The organism is Cytophagia bacterium CHB2 (assembly GCA_030263535.1).
Lineage (GTDB): Bacteria > Zhuqueibacterota > Zhuqueibacteria > Zhuqueibacterales > Zhuqueibacteraceae > Coneutiohabitans.
On record SZPB01000029.1, the window covers coordinates 1 to 21,172 of the forward strand.

Below are 21,172 nucleotides of genomic sequence, written 5' to 3' on the forward strand. Positions count from 1 at the left end.
GCAGGCGCGGATATGCTTCTCATGCCTTCACGGTACGAACCTTGCGGGCTCGCGCAAATGATCGCCATGCGCTACGGCTGTGTACCTGTTGTGCGCGCGGTGGGCGGATTGAAAGACACTGTCATTCAGAACGAAACCGGTTTTGTGTTCGAAAAGGCACACCACATGTCTGTAACGGGGGCGATCAAGGCTGCGATCAAAGTACTGGAAGATCGCGAGAAATGGTCTGCCATTCAGCGGAAGGGGATGTCGCAGGACTTCTCCTGGAAGGCTTCCGCGAAAAAATATCTCGAACTCTACGAATCGTTGGTTAAATAATATCAGGATTGAAAAAAAAGAATGGCGAATCGGACCAATAACAATTTGCCATCCTCTTTAATCTCCGCATGGTTTTGAATAATTTCATAGACGATGGAATATCAATGACTTTCAAACGCTCCTCAGGAATCCTGCTTCATCCGACAAGCCTGCCCGGTCCATTTGGCATTGGCGACCTTGGCCCGCAAGCCTTTCGATTCATCGATTGGCTTGCATCCACCGGCTGTAAACTTTGGCAGATTCTTCCACTCGGTCCCACCGGGTATGGCGATTCGCCTTATCAGTGTTTCTCTGCTTTCGCGGGGAATCCCTATATCATCAGCCCGGATGCCATGTTCGAAGACGGATTGTTGACTCAAACTGACCTGGATTCGATGAAGGACCTGCCCGCCTCTCGCGTTGATTTCGGCCTGATCATACCGAAAAAGCTGAATCTGTTGCTGACGGCTTATCAGCGATTCAAGACCAACCCTGAAGCATTACGAAACGAGTTTACGTATTTTTGCGCCGAGAATGCCTTCTGGTTGGACGATTTCTCCTTATTCATGTCCCTGAAAGAGGCGAACGGCGGCGGCGCATGGAACGGCTGGGATTCGAACCTGCGTTCAGGAAAAAAATCCGCTCTCGATAAGGCAAAGAAAGAACTCGCTGAATCAATCGAGCAATATTCCTTCTATCAATTCCTGTTTTTCCGTCAGTGGAGCAAACTCCGCAAATACGCCAATGAAAAAGCGATTCAGATCATGGGCGATATCCCCATCTTTGTCGCCTATGACTCCGCTGACGTGTGGGCAAATCCTGAATTGTTCTATCTCGACGAACATGGCAATCCCACCATCGTGGCGGGTGTGCCGCCGGATTATTTCAGCGCCACCGGCCAGTTGTGGGGCAATCCCATTTATCGCTGGGAGCGCATGGCCGAGACCGGCTATGCCTGGTGGATCGAACGCTTCCGTTCGTTGCTGAAGTTAATCGACTACATCCGCCTCGACCATTTTCGCGGCTTCGAAAAATATTGGGAGATTCCCGCCGGCGAGAAAACCGCGATTAACGGCAAATGGGTGGAAGGTCCGGGCGCGCATTTTTTCAGCGCTGTGTTGCAGGAATTAGGACAGCTTCCCATCATCGCGGAAGATTTGGGGGTGATTACGCCCGAAGTCGAAGCGCTGCGCGATCAATTCGGTTTTCCGGGCATGAAGGTGTTGCAATTTGCTTTTGGGCATGACGACAAATTATTTCGCGGTCTCATGGAAGGGTTTCCAGAGAATTCTGTGATTTACACCGGTACGCATGACAATGATACGACGCTCGGCTGGTTTCATAACACCAGCGGCCGCAACCCGGAAGAGGCCGAACTGGAACGCGCTAATGTGAAACGGCTTTTGCATAGCGACGGTAGTAACTTAAATTGGGAATTAATCGAAATTGCGTTGAAATCTTCGGCACGCGCGGCCATTATTCCGTTACAAGATGTACTCGGCCTCGGCACCGAAGGCCGCATGAACCTGCCCGGCACCACGCAAAGCAATTGGGAATGGCGTTTTACCGAGGATATGCTGACGGATGAGATCAAGCAGAGAATGAAGCAGTTGACGATTTATTCCGGGCGGGGGTGAATGGCAGCGTGATTGCAAGATGACGGGCGTAGAGACGTGTCGGCGGCACGTCTTTACGGACGATTGGATTATGCCAACCGCTCCAGCAGCAGTTGCAACTCCGTCACGGACATCATTCAAATTTGGTGCAGTAGGGGCGAGTCGGCGACTCGCCCCTACGTTCTTGCGTTCGAAAAAAATCTGAAAACATTCATGCCTGCGACGTCTCTGGCATGAATGCGATGCAGAGGCATTGTATCACAGTGCTCGCACGGCGGCAACCATTTCGCCCCACCCCACGTCTAACCCAACACCCAAAAATGGCTTAAACATCGCAGGTTCTTCATCGTCTTTAATCCTAAAACAAAACCGCGAAGCAACTCTCATTCTCCACCATCTCAAACCAAGCAGAGGAGGTTTCATCTTGAAGCGACGTGAATTCTTGCGGCTCACGGGCGTGGGCATGGGCGCGCTCACCATTCCGATCATGGGCAAGCCAACGTCCTTGTTCGGCGCGCTAACGGCCGTGCCCAACGGCGACAAACGAAAACTGGCGGACGCCGCTTTGAACGCGGCCACGGCCAAAGGCGCGACCTATGCCGACGTGCGCATCGGACGCTATCTCAACCAATTCGTGATCACGCGTGAAAACAAAGTGCAGAACATCGTCAACACCGAATCCTACGGCGCGGGCGTGCGCGTGATTGCCAACGGCACCTGGGGCTTTGCTGCTACCAACCAGGTGACGCAAGATGCGATTGCCAAAGCCGCAGAACAGGCCGTCGCGATTGCGAAAGCGAATGCCGCATTGCAAACCGAGCCGGTGCAGCTTGCGCCGGTGAAAGGCCACGGCGAGGTAACATGGAAAACGCCTATCGAGAAGAATGCCTTCGAGGTACCCATCTCCGAAAAAGTCGATTTGCTGATGTCGGTCAACGATGCCGCCATGAAAAACGGCGCAAATTTCGTCAATTCCTTTCTGTTTTTGGTGAATGAACAAAAATATTATGCCTCCACCGACGGCTCCTACATCGACCAAGACGTTCATCGCATCTGGCCGAATTTTGTGGTCACCGCCATTGATCCGCAAAAGGGCAAATTTCAAACACGCGATGCGTTGAGCGCGCCCATGGGCATGGGCTGGGAGTATCTCAGCGCCCGCCCGGAAAGCAAAGTTGCGGGCGTAACCACGCGCTACGGCAAACACTACGATATGCTCGAGGACGCAACCGCCGCCGCCAAACAGGCCAAAGAAAAACACAGCGCCAAAACCGTGGAAGCGGGCAAATACGATCTCGTGCTCGATCCTTCGCATCTCTGGCTCACCATTCATGAATCCGTCGGCCATCCGCTGGAATTGGATCGCGTGTTGGGCTATGAAGCCAACTATGCCGGCACCAGTTTCGCGACACTCGACAAGTGGAAATCGAAATCCTTCAACTATGGCAGCAAACTCGTGCAACTCTTCGCCGATAAAACGCAAACCGGCTCGCTCGGCGCCGTGGGCTACGACGATGAAGGCGTCAAATGCAAACGCTGGGATTTGGTGAAGGACGGCATTCTGGTGAATTATCAAGCGATTCGCGATCAGGTTCATATGCTCGGCGAAAACGAATCACATGGCTGCTGCTATGCCGACAACTGGAGTTCGGTGCAATTCCAGCGCATGCCGAATGTTTCATTGGCCGCCGGCAAAGAGAAACTCTCGGTCGAAGACATGATCAAGGGTGTGGAGAAGGGCATCTATATTATCGGCGACGGCTCGTATTCGATCGATCAGCAGCGCTACAATTTCCAATTTGGCGGCCAGTTGTTTTATGAAATCAAAAACGGCAAGATTGCCGGCATGCTGCGCGATGTGGCCTATCAATCCAACACACAGGAGTTCTGGAATTCCTGCGTGGCGATTTGCGACGAAAGCGATTACCGCTTAGGCGGATCGTTCTTTGACGGCAAAGGCGAACCCGGGCAAATCAGCGCGGTATCGCACGGCTGTGCCACGTCGCGGTTCAACGGCGTCAATGTCATCAATACCGAGAGAAAAATCTAGTTGCTGGCTCCTGGTTGCTTGTTTCTCGTTATTCATTCTTTGAAACCATCGGGCGAGGGACAGCAACCAACAACCAGCAACTTGCAACGAAAACCCGCAACCAAAAGGAATTTTAGATATGCCATTACTCACTGAAGCGGAAGCTCGGAAGATTCTTGAAAAAGTTCTGAGCTATTCCAAATCCGAAGAATGTGAAGCCAATTTAAACGGCAACTTCGGCGGCAATATTCGCTACGCGCGCAACACGGTTACCACGAGTGGCGCCACCAACGACACCACCCTGGTGGTGCAATCGACTTACGGCAAGAAATCCGGAGTAGCCACGATAAACGAGTTTGACGATGCCTCGTTGGAAAAAGTCGTGCGCCGCTCCGAAGAGTTGGCCAAGCTCGCTCCGGAAAATCCGGAATACGTCGGCATGCTGGGCCCGCAAACCTATCTCACCTCGAAAGCATACTTTGAGACAACGGCGAAAATCTCTCCCGACTAGCGCGCGCAAGCCGCGGTGGACAGCATCAAACCGGCGCGCGAAAAGAATTTGATTGCTGCCGGCTTCTTGCAAGATAGCGCCGGTTTTCAATCCATGATGAACACCAAAGGTTTGTTTGCCTATCACACGCAAACTGGCGTCAATTTCTCCGTCACAGTCCGCACCGAAGACGGCACTGGCTCGGGTTACGTCACGCGCGATTACAATGATGTGAGCAAACTCAACACCGGCGCGGCCTCGCAAGTCGCGATCGATAAAGCAATCAAATCACAACAGCCGAAAGCGATCGAGCCGGGCAAATACACCGTCATTCTCGAACCGGCTGCTTCGATCGACTTGCTGCAAAACATGATCTTCAACATGGATGCGCGCCAGGCAGATGAAGGCCGCAGTTTTTTGGCGAAGGCCGGCGGCGGCACGAAACTCGGCGAGAAAATCGTGGATGAACGCGTGACGATTTATTCCGATCCCACTCATCCCGACATTGCAACCGCGACGTGGGGGCAGGATGGACGGCCGCAGGAGAAAACCTATTGGATTGAAAAGGGCGTGGTGAAGAATCTCTTTTACTCGCGCTTTTGGGCGCAGCAAAAGGGCGTGAAAGCTGTGCCCGCGCCCGCCAACGGCGTGATGGAAGGCGGAACCGCGACGATTGACGAGATGATCAAGAGCACGGCAAAGGGTATCCTGGTCACGCGCACGTGGTACATCCGCACCGTCGATCCGCAAACCCTGCTCTACACCGGCCTGACGCGCGACGGTTTATATTATATCGAAAACGGGCAAATCAAATTTCCGATCAAAAATTTCCGTTTCAATGAAAGCCCGGTGATCATGCTGAACAACATCGAAGCGCTGGGCAAGCCGGAACGCATCAACGGTAATCTCATTCCGCCGATGAAGCTTCGCGATTTCACGTTCACCAGCTTGTCGGATGCAGTGTGAGGTGAATCGCGCCCTCAGCGGCCGGCGCGAAAGTCGATTCTGTGCGCGCCAAAACTCCAACGGATTGAAACAATCTGGCGAGTACATTTTTTTATCGCAATACACGATTGCTCTTTTGATCCGTTGGAGCCTTCCAAGGGGGAACGAAAGGAGAGGCTTTAAGAAACAACATCAAGAAACTTGTTGCGCAAGATTTATTTTATACTCCGAGGGCGAGCAGCCGAACTGCTTGCGGAAACATTTGGCAAAATAATTGGGCGTGTTGAATCCCACCAGGTAAGCAATTTCAGCAACGGTGCCGGCGTTCTGGTTCAACAAATCAACCGCGCGCTGCAGGCGCATGGAGAGAATGAATTCGCTGGCAGATTGGTTAGTCAACGCTTTGAGCTTGCGATGCAGTTGCACGCGGCTCATTCCCACTTCGCGGCCCAAATCTTCCACGGAAAACTCCTCGTCCCCGAGATTTTTTTCCACGGCTTCTTTGACACGATTCAGAAACCGTTCATCCGTCGAAGTAATGGCGATCGCGCTCGGTTTGAGCACAATTTCGCGACTGAACCGTTCGCGCAGCTTGCGGCGCTGCGCAATGAGATTTTCCACCCGCGCCAGCAGTTCTTTGGAACTGAACGGTTTGGTCAAGTAATCATCGGCGCCGGTTTGCAAACCTTGCAGCTTGTTTTCCTCGCCGCCCATGGCCGTCAACAGAATAATCGGAATGTGACTGGTTTTTTCGTCATTCTTTAGAGCATGACACAACTCGTAGCCGTCCAGCTCGGGCATCATGACATCGCAGATAATCAGATCGGGAATGGCGGCGGCGGCTTTTTCAAAACCATCACGCCCATTCACGGCCTCGGCGACGGCGTAATCCGGCTCCAGGTATTGCCGAATAAAAGTCCGGACATCTTGGTTGTCTTCCACGATCAAGATGACGTCCTGCACCTCGCTTTCACGCTCACTCTCGGTGTCGGCAGCATGATCGTTCTCCGGCAAAACCCCTGCAGAAATCTTCTCCGGCACGCGCCGCGGTAATCTGTTCTCGCCAGGCTCATCATCTTCAACAATTTGATTTGCCGCCAAATGGTCCTGGCCCAGCGGCAGCGTCACAATGAATTCCGTGCCCCGGCCCTCCTCACTGTTCATGTCGATTTGCCCGAAATGCAATTCCACAATCTCCTTGGCCAGCGCCAGGCCGATGCCAGTGCCCGGTTGCGAGTTCCTCGGCAAATTCTCGGCGCGATAAAAGCGGTTGAAAATGTGCGGCTGCTGATCCGCCGGAATGCCAATGCCGGTGTCCTTGATGCTGATGCGCACGCATTCCACATTGGGCGGCAGTTTTTTGAGCAGCGATATCTGCGACTGCGTCACCGTCACGGTGATTTTTCCGCCCGCATCGGGAGGAATGAATTTGATGGCGTTCGAGATCAGGTTGTAAAAGACCTGTTCCATTTTCTCGATATCATAGTAAACCTCGAGATTCGTGTAGCTCGAGCGAAAATCCAGGGTAATCCGCCGCTTTTCAGCCAGCGATTCGAAAACAAAAACGATTCCCTTTAAGAATGGAATCAGATTGTTGCGGCTCGCTTTTAATTCCATCCCGCCGGCCTCGAGTTTTGAAAGGTCGAGAATCTGGTTGATCAGCCGCAGCAAGCGCCGGCCATGCTCGAAGGCCATGGCAAGCTGTTTTTTCACGACGAGGTCGGAAATTTTGGCAACGGCATTTTCGAGAGGGCCGAGAATCAACGTGAGCGGCGTGCGAAATTCGTGGGAAATATTGGCAAAAAATTTGGATTTCAGATGATCCAGCTCTTTCAACTTTTCCGCTTCCACATGTTCGAGCTGCAACTGGTTCTTCAGCCGCAGGCGATTCAACTCGTAGCGGCGAATGCCATACAACAAACTCGTAACGAGTAAAACGTAAAGGGCGTAAGCCCACCAGGTTTTCCACGGCGGCGGGGCAATCGCAATTTTCACCGCGACGCCCTCTTCGTTCCAAACCCCGTCATTGTTCGAACCTTTGACTTTGAACACATAATTTCCTGGATCGAGATTGGTATAGCTGACGAAGCGCCTGGCGCCGGCGTTGATCCAATTTTCGTCAAAACCTTCCATCTTGTACGCATACTGATTTTTTTCAGGATTGGTGTAATCCAACGCGACGAACTCGAAGGTCAAATATTTGTCGCGGTAGGAAAGCGCGATTTCATCCGCCGCCGCAATATCGCGCTTGGCGACTTGATCGAATTTTTTGACCGCCGTAATCACGATGGGCGGAAGGTGGGCGTTGTCTTTGATCTCGTTGGGATAAAAGGCATTGAAGCCGTTGATGCCGCCAAAGAACATTTCACCGCTTTTGCTTTGGTGATAAGCGCCGCCGTTGAATTCATAACTTTGTAGGCCGTCGTGGATATTGTAGTTCTTGAACGTTTCGGTTTGGAGGTTGAATCGCGAAATACCTTTGTTGGTGCTGAGCCAAAGATTGCCGTGATCATCCTCCAAAATTCCATAAACCACGTCATTGGGCAGCCCGTCTTTTTCAGTGTAATGAACGAATTTCCCGGTGGCCGTATCGAATTTGTTCAGCCCGCCGCCCCAGGTGCCGAGCCAAAGTATCCCCGCGTTGCGGGAATCTTCGTGAATGCAGAAAACGTGATTATTGCTCAGGCTCAAGGAGTCATGCGGATCATTTTTGTAAGAATTAAATGTTTCGCTTCTTGCATCGAACCCATTGAGCCCCCCACCGGCTGTTCCGATCCATAATGTGCCGGCGCGGTCTTGCAAGATCGACCAGATGCCGTCGTGGCTCAAGCTGGTGGAATCGTTGGCATCATGTTTATAATGTTTGAACGTTTCTTCAGCGCGATCAAACCGGTTGAGTCCACCGCCGTCGGTTCCGATCCAGAGCACGCCGGTACGGTCCTCATAGATCGGCGTGACGTGCTTGTGGCTCAAACTGTAGGGATTGGCCGGATCGTGCCGGTAATGCGTGAAGCGTTCTTGTTGTCGATCGAATTTCTTCAACCCGTCACCATACGTGCCGATCCAAAACTCTCCAGCGCGATCTTCAAAAATAGACCAGACATAATTGTGGCTCAAGCCGTTGGGGTCTTCCGCGTAATGCGTAAAAATTTTCTTCTTCCGGTCAAATTTGTTAAGCCCGCCGCCCCGCGTTCCGATCCAGAGCACGCTGTCGCGGCCGGCGTAAATCGCGCGGACATTGTTATGGCTCAGGCTGTTGGCGTCATTCGGAATGTTGCGGTAATGCGCGAACATCCCTCTGCGGTGATCGAGCTTGTTGAGCCCGCCGTTCCAGGTGCCGATCCAAAGCATGCCGGAGCGGTCTTCGCCAATCGCGCGGACATAATTATCACTCAGGCTGCTGGGATCATCAGGATCATGATGATGGCGCTGGAATTTTTCCGTGACGCGATCGAATTGATTGAGGCCGTTGCCGGTGCCGATCCAAAACCGGCCTGCTTGATCTTCAAAAATCGACCAGACTGCATTCGCGCTCAAACTGGCAGGATCCTTAGGATTGTGGTGATAATGCGTGATGGCGCTGTTCTGCCGGTTCGATCCTTCCAGGACAAGCTTGTCAAGTCCGCCGCCGGTACCGATCCAAAGCGTTCCCGCACGGTCTTGATAAATCGTTCTGATCTGATTGTGGCCCAAGTCTTCGGGATTCATGGAAGCGTATTGATAGCGGTCCCAAATTTCTTTTTCCCGATCAAATTTATTCAAGCCGCCGCCATACGTGCCGATCCAAAGCGTACCGGCCTGATCTTCATAGATCGATATGATGTAATTGTCACTCAGGCTGTTGGCATTGCCGGGATCGTTTTGATAACGCGTAATCCTTCCGGTTTTCACCTCAAACTTGTTAAGCCCGCCGTACCGGGTGCCGATCCAAAGCACTTCTCCGCGGTGGCGGGAATCTTCATGAATCGACAAAACATAATTGTCACTCAAGCTGTTGGGGTTTTGAGAATCATGCTTGAACAGCGTGAAGGTTTCTTCCGTGCGATCCGTTCCGTCCAGGACAAGTTTATTAAGCCCGCCGCCGTTGGTGCCAATCCAAAGCGTCCCATCGCGTGATTCATGGATTGCCCGGACGACGTTGTTGCTCAAGCTATTGGGATTTTGCGGATCATGTTTGTACACCTTGAAATCATAACCGTCGAATTTGTTCAGCCCGTCCTGCGTGCCAAACCACATGAAGCCTTTGCGATCCTGCCGAATGCAATAAATGGTGTTTTGGGAAAGTCCCTGCTCGATAGCGATACGCTCAAATTTGAGATTGTCCTTTTGAGCAAAAAGGTTATCCGGCCAGGCAAGAACGAGGCTGGCTGTCAAGCCAATCGAAATAATTCTGAACCACATATTTCTGCGCCGCTGTTCCGTGAGGTAAATAAGGCACTATTCTTGAAATAAATGCCTATAAACTAAAAGTCCATCAATGAGTTGTGTCTAATACGCCAATCACGGCAAAAAGTCTATCCATTTCCCCACAATGCAACATGATTACTCATGTTTGCAACGTCAGTGTCAGGTAAACACCCTGGGATTTGCGTATCTTTTCGCCGTATGCGAAAACGGCAAAACGAAAGCATTTTACGTTTTACATGCAACAGGTTTCAGGTGAACAGAAAATTCGCATTCCGTAAAGGGCTTTTCCTTGCGGCGCCGGCGGGATTGTCGAGTTTGCCGGTAGGAAGTTTTTCTTGTTTCGCCATTTCAACTTTGTTGGGAGAGTGAATTTCATCATGAACAAAAGAGACATACAACTTCTATATGATTACAACCGCTGGGCGAACACGCGCCTTCTCGACGCCGCGTCAAAGCTCACGGTCGAGCAGTTCAACCGCGATCTTGCGAGCAGCCATGGTTCAGTGCACGGCACGCTCGTTCATATTTTGTCGGGCGAATGGATTTGGTTGAAGCGTTGGCAGAAAGAATCCCCCAAAGCTATGTTCAGTCCCGCAGATTTTCCCACGCTCGCTTGCGTGTGTGCAAAGTGGGCCGAAGTCGAGCATGAACAAATGGCATTCGTACGCGGCGTTACGGAAGTCTCGCTGAAGAAAATGATCGCCTACGAGAATACGCAAGGCGAGACCTGGCGCTATCCGCTGCAGCGCATGATGCAGCATGTCGTCAATCATTCCACCTATCATCGCGGCCAGGTAATAACCATGTTGCGGCAGCTCGGCGCCGAGCCGGCAGCAACTGACTTTCTCGTGTTTCTCGATGTGAAGCCGGAATATCAATTTGAACCTTTGTCGATGTTCGGAGAATTGTGAAATGACTGAACAGATCATTGCGCTGGTGCTGGACGAGGGCAAGTGGCTTTCCGCCGCCATGCTGCTCTCTCTCATCGCAGTTTTAGTGCTGGCCGTGCGACAGCGACGGCAGAGATTGTGTACTCGGGCCAAGATTATCGCGGCGATGAATCTCTTCTTTGGAGACATGATCGGCATCATGTCTTTTGGACATCTTTTGGCTGTGACGCTCAAGTTTTTCCAAGGCACTCTCGAAGGCTCGTTAGGACTTCTCTATGCCCTCGGCCTGACGCTCGCCATTCCAGCCTGGTGGCTGACGTTCGAAACATGGCGAATTGTCAGTTTCGAACAACGAGAGCGGAAGAAGCTCGTGGCGCTCAACGTCTGGCTGGGAATCAGCTTGCTCGCGCTCGGATTCCATAATTTGCCGCTGGCCGGACCCGCTGCTTTGAATATCGCTTACCTGTTCCAATCCAGACAAATCGCGGGATGGGCGATCATATCCACTACCGCGGCCGCAATGCTGGCGCTATTCATTGCGTCACTTGTGTTTCTTGCCAGCGGTCAGAGTTTCGAGCAATTCCGGGGCATGCCGTGAAGCAGCGTGTCCGCTGTAGATCCAGCAATTGTCACTTTGCTAGCATAAATCAGATGTTCACATGAATTCTATGAATTAAAAATGTCCTGGCATTTTGAACTTTTTGGAAGTCAAGGGCTATGAAAAAAAATCTGTGGCTGATTTATTTCTGTGCCGCCGGTGCTCATGCACTTCTGGCGCAATCCGATCCGATCTTGGCGTTTAACACGCTGTTGCGCGATTACGATTTGAACGCGGATGTGCAACAGGGCTACGCGATCACCGCGGCTGAATATGAGCAGCTTCGCGCGGCATGGCAAAACCTTGCGCCGGCAAACCAGCTTCAGCTTCACGGAATCGAACATACCTATTGGAACGACATGTACGTGCCCAAATTGTTGCGCGATCTCATTGCAGGCGAAACGTGGGTAGCGCACATGAAGAAAATGTCTGCACTGGGAGCGCACGGGCTGGCGCTCACGCTCAGCCGCTACAAAAGCCCGATTAACGTGACCGAGGCGCGCAACAACTTAGCCGATCTTCTCCACAAAGGCGCGAGCATGTTCGATCGCGGCCGGTTTCAGATTCCTGACGATATCAAAACCGCTGCCCAAACTCGCGTGGGAGACAAAGCCGCACAGCGATTGGATAAATGGGAGCGCATGATCAACACGCTGCAACACGGTACGGACAGGGAGAAAATCGAAGCCGTGAACAAGTTTTTCAATCATGTGATCGACGCGACCCTGGACAAGGGCACGTCCAATGGCCACGACTATTGGCAATCTCCCATTGAGACTCTCGCGCGCGGCAAAGGCGATTGCGACGACTTCGCGATCGCCAAATATGTCTCGCTGCGCATGCTGGGAATTCCTGCGGGGCAATTGCGCCTGAGCGTGGTGACGCTGCCACAAGAAGGCCTTCATGCCGTGCTGTTCTTCTTTCCTACTCATGAAACCGATCCGTCTGTTCTGGATAATCTCGGCTCAAAACGGCTGGGAGTAGATGCCAACACCGTTCTGCGATTGAGCGCACGAGTAAATTGGGACGGTATGAAGCCGCTGTGGGGCATAAACGAAGTACTTCTGACGAAATTTCGGGACGACCTTCGCGAAGAAAGAATATCGTCATACCCGTATCAACAATTTTCCGCGGCGGTCGCAACGTTTGTCAATTCCTACCGGCTGTTGCCGCCAAGTGCTTGGGGCAAATGCGAGAAAGGCTATGAGTGCATTTGTTATCGCCTTGGCATTCATCAAGGCGGCGAGGGAACAGATACTCACGTCTCGGATTTTGAGGAGAAGTGAAATCGGATGATAAAAGGACTTTACGAAATTCATGTGCAGGTGAGTGATCTGATGCGATCAATGCAATTCTATCAGAAACTCGGCTTGCAGCTCGCTTCGCAAGAAGAAAACACGGCTTTTATGTGGATCGTGCCGAGGCAAAGCTGGATCGGCCTCTGGCAAGCCGAGATTCCGCATATCGCCAGCAAACATCTCGCTTTTCAAATCGATTATGCGGATATGCAGCGCGCCTTCGCGTGGCTAATGCAACTCGGCATCACGCCGGTTCGGCACAAAGAGTTCGAGCCAATCGAACCGGTGGTGCGGCCGAGGCAGGCTAATTGTTCGGTTTATTTCAATGATCCGGACAACAACCTGCTCGAATTGATCTGCAATTTGCCGGCAGCGCCGCGTGATTTGCCGATGATGTATTTGAGCGAGTGGGAAAAACTGGCGGCGACGCGAGCTTGAACCTTGTCCGGAGAAAATCAAAAATCTTAACATTGTGGAGAAAAAGGCATGAAAAAAAATCTATTGCTGCTGTTGTTGATCACATTGGCAGCGCCGGCATTACACGCGCAGAATTCGGACAACCGCCGCAGTCTGGAAGTGACCGGCGGAACGAATCATTCGAGGTTCACTGACGAGGGCGCGGATTGTTTGCTGGGCCTGTTCTTCGGCGCCGACCTGGTGTTGTGCGAAAACGGGCCGCTGCGTTTTTCCACCGGCGTGCAATATCGCGGCAGCGGCAGCACGTACGAATTCGGCGAGGATTTCGGCGAAGGCGGCAGCTATTCCTTCGAAACTCGCGAGTCGCTCCGCTACTTCAGCATTCCGGCGGAAGTCCGCTATGAATTTGGCGCGGGAAAAGTCAAGCCGTTCGTGCGCGGCGGCGGCACGCTCGGGCTGTTGCTCTCGGCCAAGAGCAAAACCATCACGAACTTCAACGGCCGGAAAAACGAGAGCGAAACCGATATTAAAGATCAAAAGAAATCGACGAATATCGCTTTTAGCCTCGGCGGCGGGGTGTCGTTTCCGCTGGGGAAATATCGCGGCATCGTCAGCGTGCGTTATCTCATCGGCTTGACGAATATCGTGAAAAACAACGGAGCATCCAGCGTGCGCACCAATGATTTGACGTATTCGGTAGGCTTCGGCGTTCCGATTTTATAGTATTGCTCTTTAAAAACCATCACGTCCACAAGAATTTCAATTGTCATTTGATCATCAACAATTGACAATTCTTACGATTGCGACTTGAAAGTCGCGTTACCGGACCAATACAGGAGAAAACTACCATGTTGCAATCCCTCTCCCGTTCTCGCACCTGGCTGCTCAGTGGCGTGGCGCTGTTGCTTGTTTTGATCATGTCAAGCTGCTGCCCGCCGGCGTTGGTGGATCGTACCGTTGAAAAAAATGCCAAGGCCGCCAGAGGCGAAAAGGCGAATCCATAACCCCCGGCTTGAAAGAAAACGTACTGGAAACATTTACATCATGGCCATTATCATCGATCCCGAAGAAAAAGAAATTGCCGCTCTGCGGCAAGCTGCCAATTGGCGCGATCGGCGCGTGCTCGAGGCCGGTTGCGGTAACGGCCGTCTGACTCTTCGTCTCGCGCAACTGGGCGCGCTGGTGACGGCGTTCGATCCCAGCGCCGCGCCGGTTCACCAGGCCCAACAGAGCTTGCCCGAACGCTTCCTCGGGCGCGTCGCGTATTACACCGGCTCGGCAGAAGCGTTGCCGCATCCGGATGCGTCGCTCGATCTTGTCGTCTTGTCTTGGTCGCTGTGCTGAATTGCGCATCAGGGCATGGTGCATGCCCTGCGTGAGGCACATCGCGTGCTCAAAACGGCCGGTCTCCTGATCGACCTGCGCCCAAGTGCCGCGCACCGGCAGGTCGGCATTCTGTGCGCCGGCCGCTGCCAGCCGCTGGGCGTTGTGCACAGGAATGTTGATGACGTTCGCGCCGCCAACCGCACCGTTGCTCGCATCGTACGCGCCGGCTTGTTCACAATCGAATGGCGCGTCCGCTTCGATTGCAATCGCATCATGGACACGCCCGCTGAGTTTCAGGACTGGTGGGACGAATTCGCCCATAAGCAGCTCGACGATAGCATACTGCGAAATATCGATGCTGCGTTGCAGAACAACCGCGAAGAAAAGAAAATCTTTGTCACAACACCGTTAGTACTGCGAAGCCTCAGGAAAGGGGAGGAAGCGGGACTTGCAAAAATCTCGTAACCCTGCGGTTTGCTTTTGAAACGGCAGCCTCAAGTTTTGCCACTGCTTTTTGTATCATCTCAAAACTAATCACGGAGATTTAGTTATGTCGAATTATGCCAATCCCGAAGTGCTGGTTTCCACCGATTGGGTGGCGCAGCACAAGTCTGATCCCAAAGTTGTCATCGCCGAAGTTGACGTCGATACCAAAGCGTATGACGAAGGCCACGTGCCCGGCGCCCTCGGCTGGAACTGGCAGACGCAGCTCTGCGATACTGTGCAGCGCGACATCATTCCAAAAAATGAAATGGAAAAACTGATGCGCGATGGCGGCATCTCCAACGATACCACGGTGGTGCTGTATGGCGACAACAACAACTGGTTTGCAGCCTGGGCGTTCTGGCAAATGAAAATCTACGGCCACAAAGATGTTCGCATCATGGATGGCGGTCGCAAGAAGTGGGTCGCGGAAGGCCGTGAGCTGAGCAAGGACAAGCCGGCGCCGAAAGCCGCGAGCTACAAAGCCGGCGCGCCGGATCAAGCGTTGCGCGCATTTTTGCCGCAAGTGCAAGACGCCATGAAAAACGGCGTGGCGATGGTCGACGTGCGCTCGGTTGATGAATTCACCGGCAAGATTCTTTCCCCTCCCGGCTTGCCGGAAACCTGCCAGCGCGGCGGCCACATTCCCGGCGCGAAAAATATTCCCTGGGGAAAAGCGTGCAACGAGGACGGCACGTTCAAGAGCCGTGAGGAGTTAAAGGCGCTTTACGCCAGTCAAGGCGTCACGCCGGATAGGGAAGTGATCACTTACTGCCGCATCGGCGAGCGCTCGAGCCACACGTGGTTCGTATTGAAATATCTGCTTGATTTCAAGAATGTGAAGAACTATGATGGTTCGTGGACCGAGTGGGGCAATCTCGTCGGCGTGCCGGTGGAAAGAGGCGAATAAAGTATTGAACCGCGTGCTGAAGGCATGGCGCATGCTAAAGCGCCATGCTGCGGCACGAGGCGCAGAGAAAAATCTCCCCGTGAAAGCTCAAACGCATTGCGGCATGATGATGCAAGCGATAAAAACTTCGAGGCTGTTCCTGCGGCCCTTTACTCCCGCAGATGTGGATGAGATTCATCAATTGTGGAGCGCGCCCGGCGTGAGAAAATATCTCTGGGATGACGAGATTATCCCAAAAGAGACGGCACAAGAAGTTGTTGCCAAGAGTATCGAATTGTTCAATGAAAAAGGCCTGGGACTGTGGGCAGTGACTTTCCACAAACAATCGACCATCATCGGTTTTTGCGGATATTGGTATTTTCACGAGCCGCCCGAGCTGGAAATTCTCTACGGCATTGCTCCTGAATATTGGGGCAATAATCTTGCAACCGAAGCTGCCGGCGCAATGCTACAATACGGATTTCAATATCTGGGATTCGACGAGATCAGCGCCAGCGCCGACGCGCCAAACGCCGCCTCGTTCCGCGTCATGGAAAAGACCGGAATGAAGTTTTTGAAGCGCGAAAGCAAAAACGGGTGGGATACGATTTTCTATGCGATATCAAAAAACGATTTTCGAGTTGATGAATCTGTTCAAATCATTGCGCCTGAGGCTGATAAACAAAAATGATCACTCCCAAACAAGCCCCCCAAATCTTCTCTGATCTGGAATTGTCGCGGCGCCTGGAAAGAGCCGAGTCTCATGCCAACGCAAAGTTTGTCGAGGCGAGAGCCAGAGTTTATCCGGAAAGCGGCGCGCAGTGGATCGAAGTGGCGGGGGCTTACGCCATGTTCGACGGCGTTTCGTCGCCCATCACGCAGACGTTCGGCCTCGGGCTATTCGATCCTATCACAATCACCGAGTTGGAGAAGATTGAAGATTTCTTCAAAGAGCGCAACGCGCCGGTGTTTCATGAAGTCAGCCCGCTCGCCGGCCTCGAGCTTGTGGCTTTGCTGAATGAGCGCGGCTATCGTCCCATGGAATTCACCAGCGTGATGTACCGCGCGATCAGCCGGGAAGGCGATCCCGCAGTGCCGCGCAACGAGAACATTCGCGTGCGCGCCATTGCCGAAAATGAAGGAGAACTATGGGCGCAGGTGACGGCACAAGGCTGGAGCCACTTACCTGAACTTTCCGAATATTTGCTGGAGCTGGCGCCGATCAGCACGCAGCGGGAAGACAGTGTCTCGTTTCTGGCGGAGTTGGAGGAACAGCCGATCGCCTCCGCGGCCATGAGCCTGAGCGGCGGCGTGGCCCTGCTCGCCGGCGCTTGCACAATTCCCGCAGCGCGCAAGCAGGGCGCGCAATTGGCCTTGCTTGACGATCGCCTGCGCTACGCCGCAGAACAGGGCTGCAACTTGGCGATGATGTGCGCGCAACCGGGCAGCGCCTCGCAACGCAACGCCGAACGGCACGGCTTCCGCATTGCTTACACGCGCATCAAATGGCAATTAATGCAGTAGAGATTGATTGCAAAAAATACCGGCACAACAAATCTCAAAAATATGTCGCAATTCCGAGCTGAACGTTCATGGCGTGGGCGAGATTATTGAAGGTATCATATTCCCATTGCCGCCAGTAGCTCAGGCGAATGGCCGTGTCAGCAGTTGGGCGAAAAGCCAGACCGGCGGTGAGGCGTTTTTTGCTGTCGCCGATGCTCTGGCCGGTTTTTTCGAATTTGCCATGATGCAGATCGATGTAATCATAGCGACTAAAGATGATCACATTTGCTTCCGGCATGCCAAGCAGGGGCCGCCGCAACAAAGCATAATTTCCTTCCACAAAAAAACCGCGCTGTTTCTCCGCCAGAAAATCATTGTCGACATTATCCGGCGGGATGTCGATCTGCGCCAGCGCTGCTTCTCCACGAACATGCAAACGCCGTTTACGGTATTCCGCATCGCACGCAAACATTCGTAAACTGCGCGGCTCGTCGATCTGCACGCCTTCCAACTTAAACGTGTTGTAGCGACCGGTATAGAACGAGAGCCCGATCTCGCCGCCAAAACGCGGATTATAAGCCAGCCTGCCAGTGAGGGCGGGCGAGCCGTTGTTGTCTTCTTCAAATGCCAGCGGCGATTTGCCCGCCGGAATGCGCGTGCCCTCGCCCGTGCCAAGTATCACACCATCGTGCAAACCATTGACGGCATAAATCTCGTAAGTGAAACGGTCAAAGGGCGTCGCGTAAAATGCGCCAAAGAAACCCACGCCCACTTCCGATAACGTTGACGGAATGATTTCCGTTGACACCAGCGGCCGATCGATAACATTATAGCGCGGACTGTCGTGCGTGATGTTGAAGCGCCCGATGGGCGGCAACAATATGCCGGCGCGCAGATTAAGCGGCGTTGCCAACAGGACGTCCACCAACGCCGTCTCCAGCGCAATCTCCTCGGTGCCGTGTTCGAATTCCAGTTCTGAGGTCAGCTTCACGTGCGGGGAAATCGCCGAATAGAGAAAAATATTGAAGCGCCGCTGCTCCAACGAAAAGCCTTCGGCAATGCCATCGACGCGGACGTAGTTTGAGTTCATCTCGGCATAGCCGCCGAGGGCGGTGTTCCCGCCGAGCTTAAGAATGTAGGGCCGGTCATAAATGCCGCCGCGTTGAAACGGCGTGGGCATGCTGTCGGATTTCGCGGTTTGTGCAGGGAGATTTGCATTCAACGCAAGCAGGCAAAATGCAAAGATTGCGTATTGCAAATTGCGAAGCGCGCCACGCGCGGCGCAGATCATCGATCGTTTCATGATCTCACCTTGATGGTTATCATGTCTTGATTTTCCGTGACAGCAAATTTTTGCAACGCCTTTGCTGCCGGGCCTTCCATGACTTCGCCGGTGACATCGTATTCCGAGCCGTGACAGGGGCATTGAAACGCATCCGGCAGCACGCGCACTTCGCAACCGGCATGCGTGCACACCGTGGAAACGGCCGTCAGGCTGTGATCCGCCAACCGTCGCACCACGATTGCGACCGGAAGATTCTTCGCGCTTACCATCATAAGGCCGTTGGGCGCAGCAAGCGCCAGCGCCTCCGCCTTGGGAATGATGATAGCTTCATCCTGCAATTCACCGCGGTAGATGGCAAGGCCTGCGGCGCAGCCCGTCAGTAATTTAGACGCAGTTGTGACTGCCAGCGCGCCGCCGATTGTTTTTATGAATTCTCGCCGTGTTGACATATGAGGTGTTGCGTGTTGGTTGCAAGTCATTAATGGATAACCCGGTCAAACATCTCGCGGGTACAAGAGTTTTTAGTTCGATGCTGTTCTTGTCTCATAGCGATTTCAAAAATGCCAGAACCGCCGCTTTTTCACCCGCATTCAATCCGGCAAAATTGTTCCGGCTGACCTCCGCCTCGCCGCCATGCAAAAGAATCGCTTCCTGCAAACTCGAGGTACGGCCATCATGCAAATAAAACGGTGTACCGCCGAGCAATTCGCCCACCAGACCCAATCCCCACAACGGCGTGGTGCGCCATTCCGCGCCGTTGGCTTCGCCTTCGGGATAGTTGTCCGCGAGCGCCGAGCCCATGTCGTGCAGCAACAAATCGGAATATAACGGCACTTTTTGAAATGCCAGCGGTGCAATCGCGTTGGGGCCGGTTTGCATTTCCGGCGTGTGGCAGCTCGCGCATCCGATTTGCGCAAAAAGCTGTTCGCCCTGCAACACCACGGCATCCGTGGCATTGCGCCGCTCCGGCGGCCGCAATGTTTGCAAATAAATCACCACATTGTTGATCGTTTCTGTCGCAACTTCAGGATCCGGAACATTATCGCCGACGCGATTACCCAATTCGGGATTGAACAATTCTTCCGGCTCAAACTCAGAGGTGACGCCGATGTCGTTGAGATAGGCCGTCACGGTTTGCTGAAGAAGATCGATAGCCGTGGCCTTGCGCCCGAAGCGGCCGAGATATTTGCCGTTGCGTTCGATCTTATCCGCGCGCAAACGCAGATAAGGCGGCGGCAAAACAAAATTCGCGCGGCCTGAAATGCCGTTGCCGTCCGCGTCATTCGGATCTTCATTCGCAAGAATCGCTTCATCCGGAATTGCTTCGATTAAACCCAGGCCAACCACAATTGGGCCGCCGCGTTCGGAGATGCCGGTTGCTTCTGCCGGCAATTTTTCTGCGGGATAGCCGGGAATCGCGCGATCTTGCAGTTGCGGGCCGCCGCGTTCATGGAGATAATCAAAACCGGCAGCCGTCATTTTACCGAAGCGTTTGAGATTGGTGGCAGGATGGCCGCGACCGTCGCCGGGATGGCAGCTTTCGCATGAGGTTTGATTGAAGACCGGCCCCAGTCCAGTGGCGGGTGAAAAGCGTTCGCTAAATCCGGCATCACCGGCGAGATGCGCCGCGTTTTGCGCCGGGGAAAGCCCATCGATGGGGCCATCGAGAACCTGATTCGGTTCGGGCGCTTCGGTGAGCAGATCACCGCAGCCCCAAAACATTGGCACAAGAAGAACAGGCAGCAGTAAAACGTTGCGCTTCATTCTTCCTCCATAAAAAAGTTCACAATTCGTTTGCAAGCAATGCCGGCAAATCCGCGACACTCGCCAGTAAATGTGTGTGCCGGGTTTTGCCGAGTTGTTCAACGCCCTGCGTGCCGCTGAGCACACCAATGACAAACGCGACGCCGGCATTGATGCCGGATTGCAAGTCGAGCATGGTGTCGCCGGCAGTCAAGACGCGGCGCACGTCAGTCACGCCCGTGGCTTCCATCGCATGAAAAATCATATAAGGCGCGGGGCGGCCCTGCGCAACTTCGTCGCTGCACACGCTGGCATCGATCACACCGTTCTGCCAGCCGGTTCTTGCCAGAATGATGCTTGTGAGTTTGCGATCGAAGCCGGTGGTCACGGCGATTTTGATGCCATGATCACGCAGCCAGGCAAACGTCGCTTCCGCTCCAGCAATGGGCGACACACCTTCTTCTTCAAAGCTTTTTGCCAACTGCTCGCGAAAATCCGATTCCGCCTGCGCCAGTCTGGCCGCGTTATCAACGGCGCTTTGCCCGAACTTTTGCTCAATAAAAAAACGCAACGCCTCGCGTTTGGCCGCGCCACGCCAGGGCTGCAGCATTTCGTGTGTGAGTTGAATGGATTGTGCCAGCAAAGCTGTGCGGAACGCGTTTAACACGTGACCTTCGTCGGCGATCGTCGTGCCGGCCAGGTCAAAAATAGCCAATTCAATTTGCGCCATGGCAATTCTTTCGATCTGCAACAATGTTCAGCACGATTATCTCTGGAACACTGAATCGATCTAAATGAGACGATGAACAATTCAAATTTTATATTTTCAAACTATTTTTTTAGTTGAAGCTAAATTTAGTGATGAAAACAAAACTTGCAAGACTATTCTTACAAAATTGTTTTTTTGCCCCCAAAAAATTAGGTGGCTTTGCGTCCAACCGACAAAGATTCCCGCA

At 53.1% G+C, this 21,172-nt stretch carries 18 protein-coding genes and 1 pseudogene; 14 read left to right on the forward strand and 5 right to left on the reverse strand.

The genetic code is table 11. From position 1 onward, the window contains the following. The 4 genes and pseudogenes from FBQ85_04995 to FBQ85_05010 all read left to right on the forward strand — a co-directional run. On the forward strand, positions 1 to 318 hold a 318-nt coding region (locus tag FBQ85_04995; GenBank protein MDL1874516.1), incomplete at its 5' end, for a glycosyltransferase. 104 nt (positions 319 to 422) lie between these two features. Next, on the forward strand, positions 423 to 1,934 hold the full coding sequence (gene malQ, locus FBQ85_05000) for a 4-alpha-glucanotransferase (GenBank protein ID MDL1874517.1): 1,512 nt from the start codon (positions 423 to 425) through the stop codon (positions 1,932 to 1,934). Positions 1,935 to 2,376: 442 nt separating this feature from the next. Then, positions 2,377 to 3,963 (forward strand): TldD/PmbA family protein, encoded by a 1,587-nt coding sequence (locus tag FBQ85_05005; protein ID MDL1874518.1) that lies wholly within the window; start codon positions 2,377 to 2,379, stop codon positions 3,961 to 3,963. A 118-nt stretch (positions 3,964 to 4,081) separates the two neighbouring features. After that, positions 4,082 to 5,398 (forward strand): annotated as a pseudogene (locus FBQ85_05010) (TldD/PmbA family protein). Between the two features lie 171 nt (positions 5,399 to 5,569). On the opposite strand, the gene FBQ85_05015 reads toward FBQ85_05010, so the two are convergent. Beyond that, positions 5,570 to 9,778, reverse strand: coding sequence for a response regulator (locus FBQ85_05015; GenBank protein ID MDL1874519.1), 4,209 nt, complete (start codon positions 9,776 to 9,778; stop codon positions 5,570 to 5,572). A gap of 383 nt (positions 9,779 to 10,161) precedes the next feature. On the opposite strand from FBQ85_05015, the gene FBQ85_05020 reads away from it, so the two are divergent. The 10 genes from FBQ85_05020 to FBQ85_05065 all read left to right on the forward strand — a co-directional run bounded on the left by FBQ85_05020 (position 10,162) and on the right by FBQ85_05065 (position 17,209). Then, the gene (locus FBQ85_05020; GenBank protein ID MDL1874520.1) at positions 10,162 to 10,695 is read left to right on the forward strand and encodes a DUF664 domain-containing protein; all 534 of its coding nucleotides are present in this window, start codon (positions 10,162 to 10,164) and stop codon (positions 10,693 to 10,695) included. Between the two features lies 1 nt (position 10,696). Continuing rightward, positions 10,697 to 11,272 (forward strand): hypothetical protein, encoded by a 576-nt coding sequence (locus FBQ85_05025; protein ID MDL1874521.1) that lies wholly within the window; start codon positions 10,697 to 10,699, stop codon positions 11,270 to 11,272. 119 nt (positions 11,273 to 11,391) lie between these two features. Beyond that, positions 11,392 to 12,558, forward strand: a complete 1,167-nt coding sequence (locus FBQ85_05030; GenBank protein ID MDL1874522.1) for a hypothetical protein — start codon at positions 11,392 to 11,394, stop codon at positions 12,556 to 12,558. A gap of 6 nt (positions 12,559 to 12,564) precedes the next feature. Next, a complete protein-coding gene (locus FBQ85_05035; protein MDL1874523.1) occupies positions 12,565 to 13,008 on the forward strand; it encodes a VOC family protein in 444 nt (147 codons plus the stop codon). A gap of 48 nt (positions 13,009 to 13,056) precedes the next feature. Beyond that, positions 13,057 to 13,710, forward strand: coding sequence for a PorT family protein (locus FBQ85_05040; protein MDL1874524.1), 654 nt, complete (start codon positions 13,057 to 13,059; stop codon positions 13,708 to 13,710). Positions 13,711 to 13,953: 243 nt separating this feature from the next. Continuing rightward, entirely contained in the window at positions 13,954 to 14,331 is a 378-nt protein-coding gene (locus FBQ85_05045; protein MDL1874525.1) for a class I SAM-dependent methyltransferase, read from the forward strand. Positions 14,332 to 14,346: 15 nt separating this feature from the next. Further along, positions 14,347 to 14,778, forward strand: a complete 432-nt coding sequence (locus tag FBQ85_05050; GenBank protein ID MDL1874526.1) for a hypothetical protein — start codon at positions 14,347 to 14,349, stop codon at positions 14,776 to 14,778. An 85-nt stretch (positions 14,779 to 14,863) separates the two neighbouring features. Further along, on the forward strand, positions 14,864 to 15,706 hold the full coding sequence (locus tag FBQ85_05055) for a sulfurtransferase (GenBank protein MDL1874527.1): 843 nt from the start codon (positions 14,864 to 14,866) through the stop codon (positions 15,704 to 15,706). Beyond that, positions 15,645 to 16,376, forward strand: coding sequence for a GNAT family N-acetyltransferase (locus FBQ85_05060; GenBank protein MDL1874528.1), 732 nt, complete (start codon positions 15,645 to 15,647; stop codon positions 16,374 to 16,376). Before FBQ85_05055 ends, FBQ85_05060 begins: the two co-directional genes overlap by 62 nt. Next, a complete protein-coding gene (locus FBQ85_05065) occupies positions 16,373 to 17,209 on the forward strand; it encodes a GNAT family N-acetyltransferase (GenBank protein ID MDL1874529.1) in 837 nt (278 codons plus the stop codon). Before FBQ85_05060 ends, FBQ85_05065 begins: the two co-directional genes overlap by 4 nt. Before the next feature lie 34 nt (positions 17,210 to 17,243). Here the strand turns inward: FBQ85_05065 and FBQ85_05070 are convergent, their stop codons facing one another. From FBQ85_05070 to FBQ85_05085, 4 genes are all read right to left on the reverse strand, one after another. Next, positions 17,244 to 18,491 carry a hypothetical protein gene (locus FBQ85_05070; GenBank protein MDL1874530.1) on the reverse strand — a complete coding sequence of 416 codons (1,248 nt, stop codon included), beginning with the start codon at positions 18,489 to 18,491 and terminating at the stop codon, positions 17,244 to 17,246. Further along, positions 18,488 to 18,952, reverse strand: coding sequence for a ubiquinol-cytochrome c reductase iron-sulfur subunit (locus tag FBQ85_05075; protein MDL1874531.1), 465 nt, complete (start codon positions 18,950 to 18,952; stop codon positions 18,488 to 18,490). The genes FBQ85_05070 and FBQ85_05075 overlap by 4 nt, the downstream gene beginning before the upstream one ends. A 64-nt stretch (positions 18,953 to 19,016) precedes the next feature. Then, positions 19,017 to 20,387, reverse strand: coding sequence for a thiol oxidoreductase (locus tag FBQ85_05080; protein MDL1874532.1), 1,371 nt, complete (start codon positions 20,385 to 20,387; stop codon positions 19,017 to 19,019). Beyond that, positions 20,257 to 20,946 carry a phosphonatase-like hydrolase gene (locus FBQ85_05085; protein MDL1874533.1) on the reverse strand — a complete coding sequence of 230 codons (690 nt, stop codon included), beginning with the start codon at positions 20,944 to 20,946 and terminating at the stop codon, positions 20,257 to 20,259. Before FBQ85_05085 ends, FBQ85_05080 begins: the two co-directional genes overlap by 131 nt. Positions 20,947 to 21,172 lie beyond the last annotated feature (226 nt).